General features: G+C 70.5%; 12 protein-coding genes. 4 read left to right on the top strand and 8 right to left on the bottom strand.

What is annotated here, in order from left to right:
- Positions 1-15: 15 nt before the first annotated feature.
- A complete protein-coding gene (gene uvrC, locus ACNYC2_RS09545; protein ID WP_419706776.1) occupies positions 16-1992 on the bottom strand; it encodes an excinuclease ABC subunit UvrC in 1977 nt (658 codons plus the stop codon).
- Between the two features lie 59 nt (positions 1993-2051).
- Complete coding sequence (locus ACNYC2_RS09540; protein ID WP_419706775.1) at positions 2052-2537, bottom strand: OsmC family protein; 486 nt, start codon at positions 2535-2537, stop codon at positions 2052-2054.
- A 184-nt stretch (positions 2538-2721) separates the two neighbouring features.
- Between ACNYC2_RS09540 and ACNYC2_RS09535 the strand changes: the two genes are divergently transcribed.
- Complete coding sequence (locus ACNYC2_RS09535) at positions 2722-3255, top strand: hypothetical protein (RefSeq protein WP_419706774.1); 534 nt, start codon at positions 2722-2724, stop codon at positions 3253-3255.
- A gap of 100 nt (positions 3256-3355) precedes the next feature.
- On the opposite strand, the gene uvrA is transcribed toward ACNYC2_RS09535, so the two are convergent.
- Positions 3356-6301: an excinuclease ABC subunit UvrA gene (gene uvrA / locus ACNYC2_RS09530; RefSeq protein WP_419706773.1), complete on the bottom strand. Its 2946-nt coding sequence runs from the start codon at positions 6299-6301 to the stop codon at positions 3356-3358.
- A gap of 104 nt (positions 6302-6405) precedes the next feature.
- On the bottom strand, positions 6406-9183 hold the full coding sequence (locus ACNYC2_RS09525) for a tetratricopeptide repeat protein (protein ID WP_419706772.1): 2778 nt from the start codon (positions 9181-9183) through the stop codon (positions 6406-6408).
- A 286-nt stretch (positions 9184-9469) separates the two neighbouring features.
- Here ACNYC2_RS09525 and ACNYC2_RS09520 point away from each other — a divergent pair, with 286 nt between their 5' ends.
- A complete protein-coding gene (locus ACNYC2_RS09520; RefSeq protein WP_357510267.1) occupies positions 9470-9706 on the top strand; it encodes a hypothetical protein in 237 nt (78 codons plus the stop codon).
- Between the two features lie 119 nt (positions 9707-9825).
- Here ACNYC2_RS09520 and sthA read toward each other — a convergent pair whose 3' ends face one another.
- Positions 9826-11244: a Si-specific NAD(P)(+) transhydrogenase gene (gene sthA, locus ACNYC2_RS09515; RefSeq protein ID WP_419706771.1), complete on the bottom strand. Its 1419-nt coding sequence runs from the start codon at positions 11242-11244 to the stop codon at positions 9826-9828.
- A 128-nt stretch (positions 11245-11372) separates the two neighbouring features.
- On the opposite strand from sthA, the gene ACNYC2_RS09510 reads away from it, so the two are divergent.
- Complete coding sequence (locus ACNYC2_RS09510; protein ID WP_419706770.1) at positions 11373-11654, top strand: YciI family protein; 282 nt, start codon at positions 11373-11375, stop codon at positions 11652-11654.
- Positions 11655-11779: 125 nt separating this feature from the next.
- Positions 11780-12646: a hypothetical protein gene (locus tag ACNYC2_RS09505; RefSeq protein ID WP_419706769.1), complete on the top strand. Its 867-nt coding sequence runs from the start codon at positions 11780-11782 to the stop codon at positions 12644-12646.
- A 130-nt stretch (positions 12647-12776) separates the two neighbouring features.
- On the opposite strand, the gene ACNYC2_RS09500 is transcribed toward ACNYC2_RS09505, so the two are convergent.
- The 3 genes from ACNYC2_RS09500 to uvrB all read right to left on the bottom strand — a co-directional run bounded on the left by ACNYC2_RS09500 (position 12777) and on the right by uvrB (position 17255).
- Positions 12777-13805 (bottom strand): TerC family protein, encoded by a 1029-nt coding sequence (locus ACNYC2_RS09500; protein WP_419706768.1) that lies wholly within the window; start codon positions 13803-13805, stop codon positions 12777-12779.
- Between the two features lie 257 nt (positions 13806-14062).
- A complete protein-coding gene (locus tag ACNYC2_RS09495; protein ID WP_419706767.1) occupies positions 14063-15037 on the bottom strand; it encodes an NAD(P)-dependent alcohol dehydrogenase in 975 nt (324 codons plus the stop codon).
- Between the two features lie 103 nt (positions 15038-15140).
- Positions 15141-17255 carry an excinuclease ABC subunit UvrB gene (uvrB, locus tag ACNYC2_RS09490; RefSeq protein WP_377133037.1) on the bottom strand — a complete coding sequence of 705 codons (2115 nt, stop codon included), beginning with the start codon at positions 17253-17255 and terminating at the stop codon, positions 15141-15143.
- Between the last annotated feature and the right edge of the window lie 29 nt (positions 17256-17284).

The following is a 17284-nucleotide window of genomic DNA, read 5'->3' as shown; positions in this document are numbered from 1 at the left end:
CCAAGCATGCCAGCGTCAGGCCTTGAGGGCGGCGACGACCGCCTCCGCCGTCTTGTCCCCCATGCCGCGCACGCTGGCGATCTCCTCGACGCTCGCGGCCTTGAGCCGCTTGAGCGAGCCGAAGTGGGTGAGCAGCACCTTCTTGCGCGCCGGGCCGAGCCCGGGGACGTCGTCGAGCACGGAGGCGGTCATGCCCTTGCTGCGCCGCCTGCGGTGCTGCGTGATCGCGAACCGGTGCGCCTCGTCCCGGACACGCTGCAGCAGGTACAGGCCCTCGCTGGAGCGCTGCAGGATGACGGGGTAGTCCTCCCCCGGCACCCACACCTCCTCCAGGCGCTTGGCCAGGCCGCAGAGCGCGACGTCGGTGATGCCGAGCTCGTCCAGGGCCCGCTGCGCGGCGGCGACCTGGGGCGGTCCGCCGTCGACCACGACGAGGCTCGGCGGGTAGGCGAACCGCGCCTTCTCCTCCGGCGCGTCGGCGGGCACCTCGCCGCCGGGCACCTCGCCGCTGGGCAGCTCGCCGCCGGACAGCTCAGCGGCCATCTCGACGTCGTTGGACCTCAGGCGGTCGGCCAGGTAGCGCTTGAAGCGGCGCGTGATGACCTCGTGCATGGCTTCCGTGTCGTCGCGGGCGCCGTCGCCGTCCGACCCCCGGATGCTGAACGAGCGGTACTCGCTCTTGCGGGCCAGGCCGTCCTCGAACACGACCATGGACGCCGACTGGTAGGTGCCCTGCGTGTGCGAGATGTCGTAGCACTCGATCCGCAGGGGCGCCGAGTCCAGGTCGAGCGCCTCCTGGATCTCCGCGAGGGCCTGGCTGCGGGTCGTGAGGTCACCAGCGCGGCGCGTGCGGTGCACCATGAGCGCGTGCTCGGCGTTCTTGCGGACGGTGGCCGCGAGCTCCTTCTTGTCGCCGCGCTGCGGAACCCGCACGTCGACGCGTGCGCCGCGCAGCCCGCTGAGCCAGGTGCCGACCTGCTCCAGGTCGGGCGGCAGCACCGGCACGAGGACCTCGCGCGGCACCGCGTCTCGGGCCTCGACCCCGTCCACCTCGTCGGCGGCGCCGTAGACCTGCTGCAGCAGGTGCTCCACGAGCTCGCCGTCGGTGATGTCCTCGACCTTCTCGACGATCCAGCCGCGCTGACCGCGGATGCGGCCCCCGCGGACGTGGAACACCTGGACGGCGGCCTCGAGCTCGTCACCCACGAGGGCGAACACGTCGGCGTCCGTGGCGTCGCCGAGGACCACCGCGTTCTTCTCCGTGGCCCGCCGCAGGGCCTCGATGTCGTCGCGCAGGCGGGCCGCCTGCTCGTACTCCATCTCGGCGGCCGCCTCCTGCATGCGCTTGGTGAGGCGGCGCTCGAACTTGGCGGTGTCGCCCGCCATGAAGTCGCAGAAGTCCAGGACGAGCGCCCGGTGGTCGTCGACGCTGATGCGGCCGACGCAGGGCGCCGAGCACTTGTCGATGTACCCGAGCAGGCACGGCCGGCCCGACTGGCCCGCCCGCTTGTAGACGCCGGCCGAGCACGTCCGGATCGGGAAGACCCGCAGCAGCAGGTCGAGCGTCTCCCGGATGGCCCAGGCGTGCCCGTACGGGCCGAAGTAGCGGGTGCCCTTGCGCTTCGCCCCGCGCATGACCTGGGCGCGCGGCACCTCCTCCCCCAGGGTCACCGCGAGGTAGGGGTACGACTTGTCGTCCCGGTACTTCACGTTGAACCGCGGGTCGTACTGCTGGATCCAGGTGAACTCCAGCGCGAGCGCCTCGACCTCGGTGCCCACCACCGTCCACTCGACGGACGCCGCCGTCGTCACCATCCGCCGGGTGCGCTCGTGCAGGTTCGCGACGTCCTGGAAGTAGTTCGCCAGACGCTGGCGCAGGTTCTTCGCCTTGCCCACGTAGACGACCCGGCCGTGCTCGTCACGGAACCGGTAGACACCGGGCGAGGTCGGGATCTCTCCCGCCTTGGGTCGATAGGTAGCTGGATCCGCCATGCCCCAAACCTATGCGGTGCCACTGACAGTGACGCACGCGGGGCAGCGTCGGGGTGGGGTCAGACGGTGACGTGGACCGGCGTCGGCTCCACGCGGACCGGGAAGTTCACCGACCGGGCGATGAAGCACATCGCGTGCGCCTTGTGGTGCAGGGCCGCGAGGTGCTCGTCCGTCGCGAGCTCACCCGGGTCCACGACGACCTTCGGGTGCAGCGTCACGTCGGTGAACGCGCCCTCACCCCGTGCCTCGACCCGCATGGTGCCGGTCGCCGAGTCCCGGTACTCGCGCACGATCAGGCCCGACTCCGCGGCCAGGTGCAGGAACCACAGCATGTGGCACTGGCTCAGGCTCGCGACGAAGAGCTCCTCCGGGCTGTTCCGCCCCGGGTCGCCCCGAAAGGCCGGGTCGGCCGAGCCGAGCAGCGGCGGCTTGTGCGGCAGATCGATCTCGTGGTCGCGCGAGTACGACGTGTACGACGACGTCCCCGTGTCCCCCGCACCTGTCCACCGGACGGTGACGGCATAGTCATGGGTGGCTCCGCTCATGCTCCACACCCTAACCGGAGGGTGTGACGGGAGCCACGTTGCATGCTTCTGGAATTCCCGCCCCGGCCTGTCAACCAAATTCGACGGTTGCCGAAAGTTTGACCTTTTGCCGAAACGCTCGTGACTATCGGTCAGAGCTCTCCTACGTTGGTGGCGACAATTCACCCGATGGGAAGGATCTGCCATGAGATCTGCCACGAAGCTTCGGATGTTCGCCGCGATGACCGCCGCGCTGACGCTGGGCGGAGGGGCCCTCGGCCTCGCACCAGCCGCGCTGGCCGCGACGGGACAAACCGCAGCGGCAGAGAAGCACTGCGTCATCGTCCTCGCGCCCCTCGAAGAGGGCGAGAAGGTCTCCGAGGTGCTCAAGGAGAGCTGCGCCCCGACCAAGGCACAGGCGATGCGACAGGCGGACGTGGCCCCCGCCGCCTGGTACGAGCTGTTCATGATGGCCGAGCATGCCGACTGGGGCGGCGCCTACACCTGGATAGGCGGCAGCGCGAAGTGCGACGGCGACGGATACGGCATCACCCCGACCTCGTGGTGGCGGGACAACGTGTCCTCGACCTCGCACAGCCGCAACGAGGACACCTACTGCGACAAGATGAACATCCGGAACGACAACCACGGCTGGCGGAACGGGCTCAACTCTCATGCCTCCGGCCTGCCCTCCGGGTTCAACGACGACGTCGACTACATCCAGTTCTACAACGGATGACCCGTCGCTGAGCAGCCCTGAGCACTCATCCCCGGTGACCCTGCAGGGTCACCGGGGATGAGTGCTTCGCCATGACCACCGTGACGCACGAGGACGAACCTCAGGCGGAGGCGCCCGCCTTCGCCTTGGCCGCGCTCTTCGCCGCAGGCTTGCGCTTCGGCTTGCCGTTCGCCGGCGGCAGCACCGGGACCTCGCCGGCCTGGGCGTGCGCCTCGAGGATCTCCGCGAGGTACGTGCCCGTGTGGCTCTCCGGGACCGCCGCGACGACCTCGGGCGTGCCTTGCGCGACGACGAGGCCGCCCCCGCTACCGCCCTCGGGGCCCATGTCGATGACCCAGTCGGCACTCTTGATGACGTCCAGGTTGTGCTCGATCACGATCACCGTGTTGCCCTTGTCGGCGAGCGACTGCAGCACACCGAGCAGGCGTCGCGTGTCCTCGAAGTGCAGGCCGGTGGTCGGCTCGTCCAGCACGTAGGCCGAACGGCCCGACGACCGCTTCTGCAGCTCGGCCGCCAGCTTGACGCGCTGCGCCTCGCCACCGGACAGCGTGGGCGCCGGCTGACCGAGCCGCACGTACCCCAGGCCGACGTCGACCAGCGTGGACAGGTGCCGGGAGATCGCCGGGAACGCCTTGAAGAACTCCGCGGCCTCCTCGATCGGCATGTCGAGCACGTCGGCGACCGTCTTGCCCTTGAAGTGCACCTCGAGCGTCTCGCGGTTGTACCGCGCGCCGTGGCAGACCTCGCACGGCACGTAGACGTCCGGCAGGAAGTTCATCTCGATCTTGATGGTGCCGTCGCCCGCGCACGCCTCGCAGCGGCCGCCCTTGACGTTGAACGAGAACCGGCCCGGACCGTAACCACGGACCTTGGCCTCCTCGGTCTCCGCGAAGATCTTGCGGATCCGGTCCCAGACACCCGTGTACGTGGCGGGGTTCGACCGCGGCGTACGCCCGATCGGCCCCTGGTCCACGTGCACCACCTTGTCGAGCTGGTCCAGACCCGTCACGCGCCGGTGCCGCCCGGCCACCCGTCGCGCACCGTTGAGCTGGTTCGCCATGACGGTGTACAGGATCGAGTTGACCAGCGTGGACTTGCCGGAGCCGGACACGCCCGACACGACGGTCAGCACCCCGAGCGGGAACGACACGTCGACGTTGCGCAGGTTGTTCTCGTGCGCGCCGATCACCGTGACCTGCCGGTCGTGGTCGATCGGCCGCCGCACGGCCGGCACCGGGATGGAGCGCCGCCCGGCGAGGTACGCGCCGGTCATCGACTCCTTCTTCTCGAGCAGGCCCGCGTAGTCGCCCGAGTGGATGACCTCGCCGCCGTGCTCGCCGGCGCCCGGGCCGATGTCGACGATCCAGTCGGCCGCGCGGATCGTGTCCTCGTCGTGCTCGACGACGATCAGCGTGTTGCCGAGGTCGCGCAGGCGGGTGAGCGTGTCGATCAGGCGGCGGTTGTCCCGCTGGTGCAGCCCGATGGACGGCTCGTCCAGCACGTACAGCACGCCGACCAGCCCGGAGCCGATCTGGGTGGCCAGGCGGATGCGCTGGGCCTCGCCGCCGGACAGGGTGCCGGCCGGGCGCTCCAGCGTGAGGTAGTGCAGACCGACGTCGAGCAGGAAGCCGAGCCGCGCGTGGATCTCCTTGAGGACCTCGGTCGCGATCTGCGCCTCGCGCACCCCGAGCACGATGCCCTTGAGGAACTCGGCGGCCTCGCCCACCGGCAGACGGCTGACGTCGGCGATGGACAGCCCGTCGATCTTGACCGCGAGCACCTCCGGCTTGAGCCGCGCGCCGCCGCACGTGGGGCACGGCACCTCGCGCATGTAGGCCTCGTACTTGTCCTTGGACAGGTCGGAGTCCGTCTCGCGGTGGCGGCGCTCCAGGAACGTCACGGCGCCCTCGAAACCGGTCGAGTACTGCCGCTCGCGGCCCCACCGGTTCTTGTACTTGACGTGCACCTTGTGATCGCGTCCGTGCAGGATCGCCTCGCGGGCGCGGGCGGGCAGGGCCCGCCACGGCACGTCCATGGAGAACTTCATCTCCTCCGCGAGCGCCGTCAGCACGCGCTCGAAGTACTCCGAGGACGTCTGCGCCCACGGGGCGACGGCGCCGCCGCGCAGCGTCTGCTCGTCGTCCGGCACGATGAGGTCGGGGTCGACCTCCAGCCGGAAGCCGATGCCCGTGCACTCCGGGCACGCGCCGTAGGGCGCGTTGAACGAGAACGTCCGCGGCTCGATCTCGTCGAGCGCCAGCGTGTGCTCATTCGGGCAGGCCCGCTTCTCGGAGAACTTGCGGGTGCGCGCCAGGTCGTCGACGTCGGCGTCCACGAGCTCGATCATCACGAGGCCGTTCGCCAGGGTCAGCGCGGTCTCGACGGAGTCCGTCAGCCGGCGCTGCACGCCGTCGCGCGCCACGAGCCGGTCCACGACCACCTCGATGTCGTGCTTCAGCTTCTTCTCCAGCGTGGGCGGGTCGGTCAGCTGCACGACCTCGCCGTCGACCCGGGCCCGGGAGAAGCCCTTGGCCTGCAGCTCCTTGAACAGGTCCGCGTACTCGCCCTTGCGGCCGCGCACCACGGGAGCCAGCACCTGGTACCGCGTGTTCTCGGGCAGCTCGAGGATCTGGTCCACGATCTGCTGCGGCGTCTGCGACTGGACCTTCTCGCCGCACACCGGGCAGTACTGGGTGCCCGCGCGCGCGTACAGCAGGCGCAGGTAGTCGTAGACCTCGGTGATGGTGCCGACCGTGGAGCGCGGGTTGCGGTTGGTCGACTTCTGGTCGATCGACACCGCGGGCGACAGCCCCTCGATGAAGTCGACGTCGGGCTTGTCCATCTGGCCCAGGAACTGACGCGCGTACGCGGACAGCGACTCGACGTACCGGCGCTGCCCCTCGGCGAAGATCGTGTCGAACGCGAGCGACGACTTGCCGGAGCCCGACAGCCCGGTGAACACGATGAGCTGGTCCCTGGGCAGGTCCAGGGATACGTTCTTCAGGTTGTGCTCTCGGGCACCCGAGACGACGAGACGATTGCTCACACAGGCATCCTAGGGCGACCCACTGACATTCGCACGCCTGTTCTAGAAATCACGCCGAGATCACACTGCCAGACTCGTCACACCCGCACGGGACCCGCAGGGTCTCAGCGAACCGGGCGACCGTCGGCGACGCCCGACCGGCGCACGCGGGCCTGCAGGTCGAGGGCCCGCAGGAGGTCCTGCTCGTGGGCGTAGGACCCGTCGACGAGCCGGCGCCGTACGTCCACGACCTCCTGGGCGTACTCCGCCGCGGAGTCGAACATCTTCAGGTCGAGGTGCACCGAGACCATGTTCGAGAGCGCGGAGGCGAGACCCGGCAGGTGGAGGTCGGGGCTCCGGCGCGCGAGCTCGCGGCGCACGCGCACGGCCTCCGCCGTCGGCTCGACGCCTTCCTCGGGGCGCCCCGCGTCGATGAGCGCGGCACCGAGGTTGAGCAGCGCGTCGGCGAGGTCCGGCTCGAAGCGTTCGGGGTCGCCCACGGCGAGCAGCCGCAGCTGGGCCACCGCCTCCTCGGTCGGCGCGACGGCGTCGTCGGCCCGGCCGAGCTCCGAGTAGAGCACCCCCAGGTTGGACAGCGAGCGCGCCAGGTACTCCTCGCCCGGGTGCCCCTCCGCCGCCAGGCCGCGCCGGATCGCCACGGCCTCCTGCTCCAGGGGCAGCGCCTCGTCCGGCTCGCCGGCCCGCGAGTGCGTGACCGCGAGGTTCGACAGCGAGGCGGCGAGCATCCTGCGGAACCGGGCGGGGTTCTCGCGCGCGAGCCGCCGGCGCAGCAGGACGGCCTCGCGTTCGAGAGATATCGCCTCGTCCAGGTCGCCGAGCCGGGACCGCACCGCGCCCAGCGACGCGAGCGTGTAGGCGAGCGTCCAGGTGTGCGCGGCGGGATTCTCGCGGGCGAGCTGACGGCGCAGGGCCGCGGCCTCGCCGAGCGGCTCGATCGCCTCCCGGTCACGGCCGAGCGCCGCGTACGAGTTGGCGAGGTTCGTCAGCGCGAACCCGAGCTCCTGCCGGTACCGCTCGGGCGCCTGCAGCACCATCCTGCGGCTGAGCTCGACGGCCTCCAGCGCGAACGCCGGGGCCTCCTCCGGGCGGCTCTCCGTGAGCGTCACCGCGCGGTTGGACAGGGCGGTCGTCAGGAAGACACCCCACTGCCGCGGGTCGCGCCTGACCAGGTTCCGGAGGATCGGGAGCAGCTCCATGAACCGCGCGTCCTCCTCCTGGGGAGGACCCGTGTCGTTCAGGACGACGGTCAGGCTCATCAGGACGCGGGCCAGCTCCGCCTCGATCCAGCCGGTGTCCCGCTCCTCGGCCGTCCGGGCCAGCTCGACCGCCTCGAGCTGCGCGGCCAGCGCGTCCTTCGTCATCCCGGCCCGCCAGTGCGCGACGCCGAGGGCGTTGATCGCCCCCACCAGGGCCGTGCGGTACCGGTCGGGGTCGCCCGCCGCGAGGCGGCGCCACGCGGCGACGGCCGCCTCCAGCGCGTCCAGCGACTCGGCCAGGCGCGCGTCGTCCCTGAGCGCCATGCCCAGGTCGGTGAGCGCCTCTGCCCTGCCCGCCGCGTCCCGGGCCGCTGCCACCGCCCGCTCGGCCCTGTCCACGTCGTCGGTCGACACGTCCATGACGCCGCGGGGCTTGAGCAGGAACGCCGTCCGCAGGGCGCGCGGGTCGTCGCCGTAGGAGTCACCCGCGCGGCGCAGGAGCTCTGCCGCCAGCGCGCCCACCCCCGGCGTCTCCGACAGCTCGATCTCCAGCCTGCGGGCGACGTGGACCACGCGCAGCGCCGCCTTCCGGGACAGGCCCCACGTGCACGAGCCGACCAGGGCGACCGACCGGCCGAACCGGTCGGCGATGAGCACGTCGCCGACGCGGCCGTGCCCGACGGCGTTCGCCTCGAGGCCCACCACCGGACGCTGCAGGTCGAGCAGCCACTGCGTGCCGGCGCGGCCGGACACCCCGGGGACCACCCTGCGCAGCACGTCGCGGAAGCTCGCCGCGTCGTCGGCGCCCAGCAGGCACACGGCGGCCACGACGTCCTTGACCTCGTCGACGGTCAGGTCCAGACCGGCCTCACGGGCCGACCGGGTCCACGAGCTCGCGGCCACCTCCAGGAGCCCGCGCACCGGGTTCAGCTCCGTGGCCGGCACCTGGACCCCTGCCGCCCCGAGGACGGCGAGGGCCGCGGCGGCGTGCAGGTCGATCACGCGGGTCCCGCCGACGGGTTCCGGCATGCGTACGGCGGACGCGCCGGGGTTCTCGACGCCCAGGAACTCGGCGAACGCGGCGGTCGCGGCCTCCAGCACCACGTGGTCCGGCAGGCCGGGCGCCAGCGCGAGGTCCAGCGGGGTCTGCGTCGCGCCGTCCCGCTCGAGCAGCGGCCACAGCATCGAGCCCCAGCGCAGCCGGCGCAGCCACTCCCCCGCGACCCGGGCGAGCAGGAGGACACGGACGCGGCCACGGGCGGGGCGCGCCAGGGCGTCGAGCATCGCGCCGAGGCCCAGCCGGGTCGCCGCGTTGTCCACGACGAAGAGCACGTCGCCCTGCGGCCGTGCGCGCACCGTGGCGGCCTCCCTGCCGCGGGGCACGGGCACGACGGTCCACCCGGACCCGCCCATGCGGCTGCCGAACTCGTTCGCGAGGCGGGTCTTGCCGAAGCCGACGGGACCGACGATGAGCCGCAGGCTGATCGTCGCCGGGCTGTCGGCCCACGTGCGGAGCTCGTCGAGCTCCTGCTCACGGCCCATGAAGGGGACCACTGCCCGGGCCGGGTCGAGCAGCGCGGTCGGCCGCCGGAAGCCGTCCAGCGGCTCGTCCGCAGCAGCCGTGAGCGGGCCGCGGCGGACCACCGTGCGGGCGGCCCGGACCGCGGCGGCCAACCGGGTCGACACCTCCGAGACCACCACGATGAGCAAGTCAACCGGACGAACGTCCAAGACTGCAAGGGGAACGGGAAGACTCGTTCAACCCGTGATCAGAACCGCGCACGGACGAACACGGCGTAACGGTCGCCCGGCCGCTCGTGAACGGCGTCACAGCGCCGAAAGTCACGCACCAGCGTCTCGGTCGATCCGGCATTTCGGACGAAAGTTGCATACCCACCTCGACCACGACATCCTTCCCTCGGCCGGGTGAAAGCCCGGCCGCTCCACGACCGCACTGACGAAAGGCAGGCATGTGAGCCTGAACCTGAACAAGCTCGTCGACAAGGCCTACAAGGACCAGAGCATCGCCGCGATCCTGGCGGCTCCGCCGTCGGCGCTGCTCGGCCTCACGCCGAAGCACGACGAGATGCTCGCCGAGCTCAAGATCAAGACGATCGAGGACCTCGGCAAGTGGCAGCACGCGGTCCACGCGCAGGCGCTCGTGACACTGGCCGATGCCGAGGTCCTCTCGGTGGCCGGCGACAAGTGAGCCTGGCTCACCTGTCGCGATAGACGCACGAAGGCGCCCGTCCACCTCGCGGTGGGCGGGCGCCCCGGCCGTGCCCAGGTCCGCGGCCCCCAGGGGCCGGACCGCTGGACGCCGAACCGCTAGAACCCGAACCGCTCGACGTCCCGCATCTTGTTCGTCGCGTCGAGGGCGGCGACCTTGTAGGCCTCCGAGAGCGTCGGGTAGTTGAACACCGTGTCGACCAGATGGTCCACGGTGCCGCCGGTCGTCATGATCGCCTGTCCGATATGGATGATCTCGGTCGCCCCGGTCCCGAACACGTGCACGCCGAGGATCTTGCGGTCCTCGGTCGAGACGAGCAGCTTGAGCATCCCGTAGGAGTCACCGACGATCTGCCCGCGCGCCAGCTCGCGGTAGCGCGCGACCCCCACCTCGTACGGCACGCCAGCGGTGGTGAGCTGGTCCTCGGTGTCCCCGCAGTAGGAGATCTCCGGGATCGTGTAGATCCCGATCGGCTGCAGCTCCAGCAGCGACGAGATCGGCTCGCCGAACGCGTGGTACGCCGCGAGCCGCCCCTGCTCCTGGGAGGTGGCCGCGAGCGCCGGGAAGCCGATCACGTCGCCGACGGCGTAGATGTGCTCGACGCCGGTCCGGAACTGCTTGTCGACCGGCAGGCGGCCGCGCCTGTCCGCCTCGAGCCCGGCCGCGGCGAGGTCGAGGCCGTCGGTGGCGCCCTGTCGTCCGGCGGAGTAGAGCACGCAGTCGGCGGGGATCCGCTTGCCGGAGGCCAGGGCGGTGACCGTGCCGCCGGTGCCGGCCGTCACGGACTCGACGGTCTCCCCCAGCCGGAAGGTCACCGACAGGTCGCGGAGCTGGAACTTGAGCGCCTCGACGACCTCGGAGTCGCAGAAGTCGAGGATCCTGTCGCGCGCCTCGACGACGGTGACGCGCGTGCCGAGCGCGGCGAACAGCGACGCGTACTCGATGCCGATCACGCCCGCGCCGACCACGACCATGGTCCGCGGCACCTCCGTCATGTCGAGGATGCCGTCGGAGTCGACCACGCGGACGCCGTCGAACGCGATGTTCGCGGGCCGCGCGGGCCTGGTGCCGACGGCCACGACTATCTTGTCGGCGGTCAGCCGCCGGACGACGTCGCCCTCGCCGTCCGTCACCTCGACGTCGTGCGGGCCGGTGAACCGGGCGCTGCCCACCACCGTCTCGACCTGGTTGCGCGCGAGCTGGTTGCGCACCACCTCGACCTCCCGGCCGATGACGTGCTGGAGCCGCGCGAGCAGGTCCTGGACGGTGATGCGTTCCTTGAGCCGGTAGCTGGACCCGTACACGTCCCGCATGTGCAGGCCGGTCAGGTACAGGACCGCCTCGCGCAGGGTCTTGGACGGGATGGTGCCCGTGTGCAGGCTGACGCCGCCGACGTGGTCGCGCCGCTCGACCACTGCCGCCCGCCTGCCGAGCTTGGCGGCGCCGATGGCGGCCTTCTGGCCGCCGGGGCCGGAGCCGATCACGACGAGGTCGAAATGGTTCTCACGTGCGTCCATCGTCCGAGTGTGGCGGTGCGGCGGCCTCGTGACGAGGGACTTCGTCGAGCAACGTGCAACTTCATCAAGAATTAACCGGGCCCGCCCTCGATTAACCCGCCCCGCCCTCGTGATGGCAGGCTGGCGCCATGAGCATCTACGCCGTGAGCTACACCTACTCCGACGACGTGGCGACCCGTGACGAGGTACGCCCCAGCCACCGCGACTTCCTGCGCGGGCTCAACGCGGAGGGCGTCGTCCGCGCCTCGGGTCCGGTCGACGGCGGGATCGGCGCGCTGGTCGTCGTCGAGGCGGAGTCCGCCGAGGACGCGCTGCAGATCCTGGACGCCGACCCGTTCCAGGTCCGGGGAGTCATCGCAGAGCGCAGCGTGCGCCAGTGGGACGTGGTGATCGGCGGCCTCGCGGAGTAGGGCGCCAATACTTCACCATGTGGAAAATTTGACTAAAGAGTCCTGACCGGGCAATGGTCTTGAGCGACCTCTGATGCACATGATGCCAGTTGGAGCACTGCTGGCTATGTTCGGGAGGCACCCGCATGACCTCTGTCGACAGCACCACGGTGGCCTACGCGGACATCAGTCCGCATATCTGCGTAACGCCGCCGTACTACGCGCTCGGCGAGCTGGTCAGTCCCGCCCCTGGGCTGGCCACCGCCACGGTCCCGGTCCAGACGTCCACCGGACGCCAGGCGACCCTCATCAACATCGCGGAGGCAGGGCGGCACCTCGCCATCCTCGGTCTCTCCGCCACCGCCACCATCAACCCGGGTAACGGCCGGCACTACTACCTCGCGCACCGCGGGGTGGGCCGGATGTACCCGCCGGTCGGGACGCTGACCACGCTCCACGGGACCGCGGTCGCCCGCATGACCGGCCGCAACCGCGCGGTCGCCGAGACCGAGCTGCGCGACGCCGACGGAAACCTCGTGGCGCGGCTCGATCTCGAGTACCTCGTCATGTCGGCGCCCGTGTTCCGGCGCCTGATGGGCCCGGCCACGGCCCCGGACGCGACGGAGCCCGCCAACCCGTACAGCGCCCCGGCACCGCTCGTCGACGTCGCGGCAGACGCCCGCAGCGCCACGGCCAAGCTGGCAGTGGAGGCCGCGATGTGCCGGGGCCACTTCGACGGGTTCCCAGCCCTGCCCGTCTCCGTGGCGGGCTACGTGACGTTCGCGCTGTTCGACCACGTCCTGGAGGCCGCGGCCGGACCGGACGCCCGGTGGCAGGCGGGCCGCTTCCGGCTGCAGGCCGATCATCTCGCCGCGGCGGGCCAGACCTGCACGGTCGACGTCGAGCCGTCGGCACCCACCGAGCCCGAGGCGCACGAGAGCGGGTTCACCGGGACGCTCCGGTCCGGCGACCACGACATCTTCTCGATCCAGGTCGACTACACGACCGTCTGAACCGACGGCCCGCACAGACCGACGGCCGCGCCACCGTGGTGGACGCGGCCGTCGGCCTGCTGTACGGCTACCGAGCTGTGCGGGTCGGTGGCGGGTCGGTGGCGGGTCGGTGGCGAGCCGCCTCAGAGACCTACTTCGAGGACTCCTCCGACGGCTCGGGCTCCTTCGCCGCCTCGACCCGCTCGTCGTGCGCGGACTTGATGAGGCTCGCGACGGTGCCGACCACCAGTGACACGACGATCACCGTGAGCGACAGCCAGATCGGGATCTCCGGGGCCCAGTGGAAGCCGTGGCCGCCGTTGATCCAGGAGATCGAGTTGGTGTGCAGCGCCTCGAGGATCAGCTTGATACCGATGAAGCCGAGGATCGCCGAGAGCGCGTAGGGCAGGTACACCAGCCTGTCGAGCAGGCCACCCAGCAGGAAGTAGAGCTGCCGCAGACCCATCAGGGCGAACAGGTTGGTGGCGAACACGATGAACGGGTCCCTGGTGATGCCGAAGATGGCCGGGATCGAGTCGACCGCGAACAGGACGTCCGTGGAGCCGATGGCCAGGAACACGATGATCAGCGGCGTGAAGAGCCTGCGGCCGTCGACGGTGGTCCGCAGCTTCGCGCCGTCGTACTGGTGGTGCAGCGGGAGGACCTTCCTCATCTGGCGGATGAGGACGTTCTCCTTGTAGTCGTCGTGCTCCTCCGGCGTCTCGGGCATCGCCTGCTGGATCGCCGTGTAGATGAGGAACGCGCCGAAGATGTAGAAGAGCCAGGTGAACTGCTCGATCAGGGCCGCACCCGCGAGGATGAAGGCGGCCCGGAAGATCAGCGCCATGATGATGCCGATCATCAGCACGCGCTGCTGCTGGTCACGCGGCACCGCGAACCGGGCCATGATGATGACGAACACGAAGAGGTTGTCGACGCTCAGGGAATACTCCATGAGCCAGCCGGCGTAGAACTCCGCGGCCGGAGTGATGCCGCCGACGCCCCAGACGATCCCACCGAAGATCACGGCGAGCCCCACGTAGAAGCTCACCCAGATGGCGCTCTCCTTCATGGACGGCACGTGCGGACGACGGCCGACGATGAGGAGGTCGGCGATCAGCAGGACGAGCATCGCCCCGAGCGAGATCACCTCGAACGTCACGGGTAGTTCGTGGACCATTGTTTCCTTCCGGAACAGGGAGGAACGCGCGACAGCCTCGAGCCTCCGGTGTGTACAGCAGGGCACCGGAGGTCTTCCTCGCTCGCCCGTGCACCAGCCTGACCGAGATCAGACGCTGTCGCACCACGAGCCGGCCAGGCCGAGCTGACGTCATCGGCAGCTGTGATGACGACCAAGCCGTTATGAGGTACTCCCCTCCAACGGAGGGAAGCATACGGGACACCACGTTTGTTCCCGAACGTGACGTACGTCGCCGCCTACGAGAAGAGCGTGACCACGAGCTTCCCGCGCGCGTGCCCGGCGCCCGCCACCTGCCGGATCGCCTCCACCGCGCGGTCGAGCGGGTACGTCGCGCTCACGATCGGGAGCAGCACGCCGCCGTCCACCATCCGGGCGAGCACCGCGAGGTCCTCGGCGTTCTCGGACGCCGAGACGCTCATCGCGCGGTACGGGCGGAACCGCGACACGAGCGGCGCCGCCAGCAGGTCGGGCATGGAGCCGAACAGACCCGCCTTGCTCCCGTCGTTGGTGAGGATCAGCCCGCCCGGCACAACGACGCGGCCGAGCGCGCGCAGCGGGTACCGGCCGGCATTCGTGAAGACGACGTCGAAGCGCGGCTCGCCCGCCGTGACGTCCTCGCGCGTGTAGTCGATGACGTCGGAGGCGCCGAGCTCGCGCACCATCGCCACGTTGCGCGTGCTGCACACGCCCGTCACGTGCGCGCCCCACGCGGCGGCGATCTGCACGGCGAAGTGGCCGATGCCGCCGCCCGCGCCGGTGATCATCACGCGCTGCCCGGCAGTGAGCCCCGCCGCGCGCAGGAACTGGAGCGCCGTGACGGCCGCCATCGGCAGCGCGGCGGCCTCGACATGGGTGAGGTCGACCGGACGGTGCGCTATCCGGGTGGCGTTCGCCACCGCGCGCTCCGCGAACGTTCCCGCGGCCCCGAACCCGAACACCTCGTCGCCCGGCGCGAACGCGGTGACGCCGGGGCCTACCGCCACGACGACTCCCGACAGGTCGGCGCCCCGGACCTGCGGACGGGGACCGCCGAGCCCGCCCATCATGGGGCGGGCGATCATCGGCTGCCCCGCCGCGAAGTGCCAGTCGTACGGGTTGACCCCCGCCGCGCTCACCCGGACCAGCACCTGCCCCTTCGCGGGGAGCGGCTCGGGGACCTCTCGCACCGCGAGGGCGTCCAAGCCATAGCTGTCCTGTGTGAGTGCTCGCATCAGGGCCTCCTGGCCTGTCCTGCTCCCGGACGTGCGCTGCACCCCTGCGGGATCAGGGTCCTCCGGGCCTGTGACCAGGTCAAGGGTGAACTCGGAACCCGCTCTACGCCGTCGCCGCCTGCATCTGCCGCAGCTCCTTCTTGAGCCCCGAGATCTCGTCACGCAACCGCGCGGCTACCTCGAACTGCAGCTCCGCGGCCGCCGCGTGCATCTGGTCGGTGAGCTCCTGGATGAGCTCGGCCAGCTCGCTCGCGGCGGCTCCGGAGAGCCGGTTGCCGGTCGTCGAGCCCTCCTTCGGGCTGCCGGGGACCCGCGCGCCCCTGCCCTCACCCTTGCCTTTGCGGCTGTTCCGGAACCCGCCGGCCAGCAGCTCCTGGGTGTCCAGGTCCTCGCGGGCGAGCATGTCGGTGACGTCCGCGATCTTCTTGCGCAGCGGCTGGGGGTCCAGGCCGCGCTCGGTGTTGTAGGCCACCTGCTTCTCGCGGCGGCGCGAGGTCTCGTCGATGGCCATGCGCATCGCGGGCGTGATCTTGTCCGCGTACATGTGGACCTGACCGGAGACGTTACGGGCCGCACGGCCGATGGTCTGGATGAGGGACCGCCCCGACCTCAGGAAGCCCTCCTTGTCGGCGTCGAGGATCGCGACGAGCGACACCTCCGGCAGGTCCAGGCCCTCCCGCAGCAGGTTGATGCCCACCAGCACGTCGTACTCGCCGAGCCGCAGCTCGCGCAGCAGCTCGACGCGGCGCAGGGTGTCCACGTCGGAGTGCAGGTAGCGCACCCGCACGTTGCGTTCCAGGAAGTAGTCCGTGAGGTCCTCGGCCATCTTCTTGGTCAGGGTGGTCACCAGGACACGCTCGTTGCGGTCCACGCGGTCCCTGATCTCGCCCAGCAGATCGTCGATCTGGCCGGTCGTCGGCTTCACGATCACCTCGGGGTCCACCAGGCCGGTGGGGCGGATGACCTGCTCCACCACGCCGTCCGACAGCGAGCGCTCGTAGTCGCCGGGCGTGGCCGACAGGTAGACCGTCTGCCCGATGCGCTCGGTGAACTCCTCCCACTTCAGCGGGCGGTTGTCCATGGCGCTCGGCAGGCGGAAGCCGTGGTCGACGAGCGCGCGCTTGCGAGAGGCGTCGCCCTCGTACATGGCGCCGATCTGAGGCACCGTCTGGTGGGACTCGTCGATGACGAGGAGGAAGTCCTCGGGGAAGTAGTCGAGCAGCGTGTTGGGTGCCGTACCCGGTTCGCGGCCGTCGATGTGCATCGAGTAGTTCTCGATGCCGGCGCAGGTGCCGATCGAGCGCATCATCTCGATGTCGTACGTGGTGCGCATGCGCAGGCGCTGCGCCTCCAGCAGCTTGCCCTGCTTCTCCAGCTCGGCCAGCCGGCCCTCGAGCTCCTTCTCGATGCCGCCGATGGCCCGCTCCATCCGCTCCGGGCCCGCCACGTAGTGCGTGGCCGGGAACACGTAGATCGACTGCTCGTTGCGGACGACGTCACCCGTGAGCGGGTGCAGCGTCTGGATCGACTCGATCTCGTCGCCGAACATCTCGATCCGGATCGCGAGCTCCTCGTACACCGGGATGATCTCCACGGTGTCGCCGCGCACCCGGAACGTCCCGCGCGTGAACGCCACGTCGTTGCGCGTGTACTGCATGGTCACGAACTGGCGCAGCAGCTGGTCGCGGTCCACGACGTCGCCCACGTCGAGGCGGACCATGCGGTCGACGTACTCCTGCGGCGTGCCCAGGCCGTAGATGCACGAGACCGATGCGACCACGATCACGTCCCGCCGGGTCAGCAGCGAGGAGGTCGCCGAGTGCCGGAGGCGCTCGACCTCGTCGTTGACCGACGAGTCCTTCTCGATATAGGTGTCCGACTGCGCGATGTACGCCTCGGGCTGGTAGTAGTCGTAGTACGAGACGAAGTACTCGACGGCGTTGTTCGGCAACAGCTCCCGGAACTCGGTGGCGAGCTGCGCGGCGAGCGTCTTGTTGGGCGCCATCACCAGGGTGGGCCGCTGCAGCTTCTCGACGAGCCAGGCCGTCGTCGCCGACTTGCCGGTACCCGTGGCACCGAGCAGCACCACGTCCTTCTCGCCGGCCTGGACGCGTTCGGTCAGGTCGGCGATCGCCGTCGGCTGGTCGCCTGCCGGCTGATATTCGGAGATGACCTCGAACGGGGCCACCGTGCGCTGCAGATCGGTCACGGGTCGCATGTGACTACGGTACGACCGACCACTGACAC

It is taken from the genome of Promicromonospora sp. NFX87 (assembly GCF_048564965.1).
Taxonomy (GTDB): Bacteria; Actinomycetota; Actinomycetes; order Actinomycetales; family Cellulomonadaceae; genus Promicromonospora.
The sequence above is the reverse complement of the archived record's forward strand: the minus strand, read 5'-3'. Positions and strand labels throughout refer to the sequence as shown.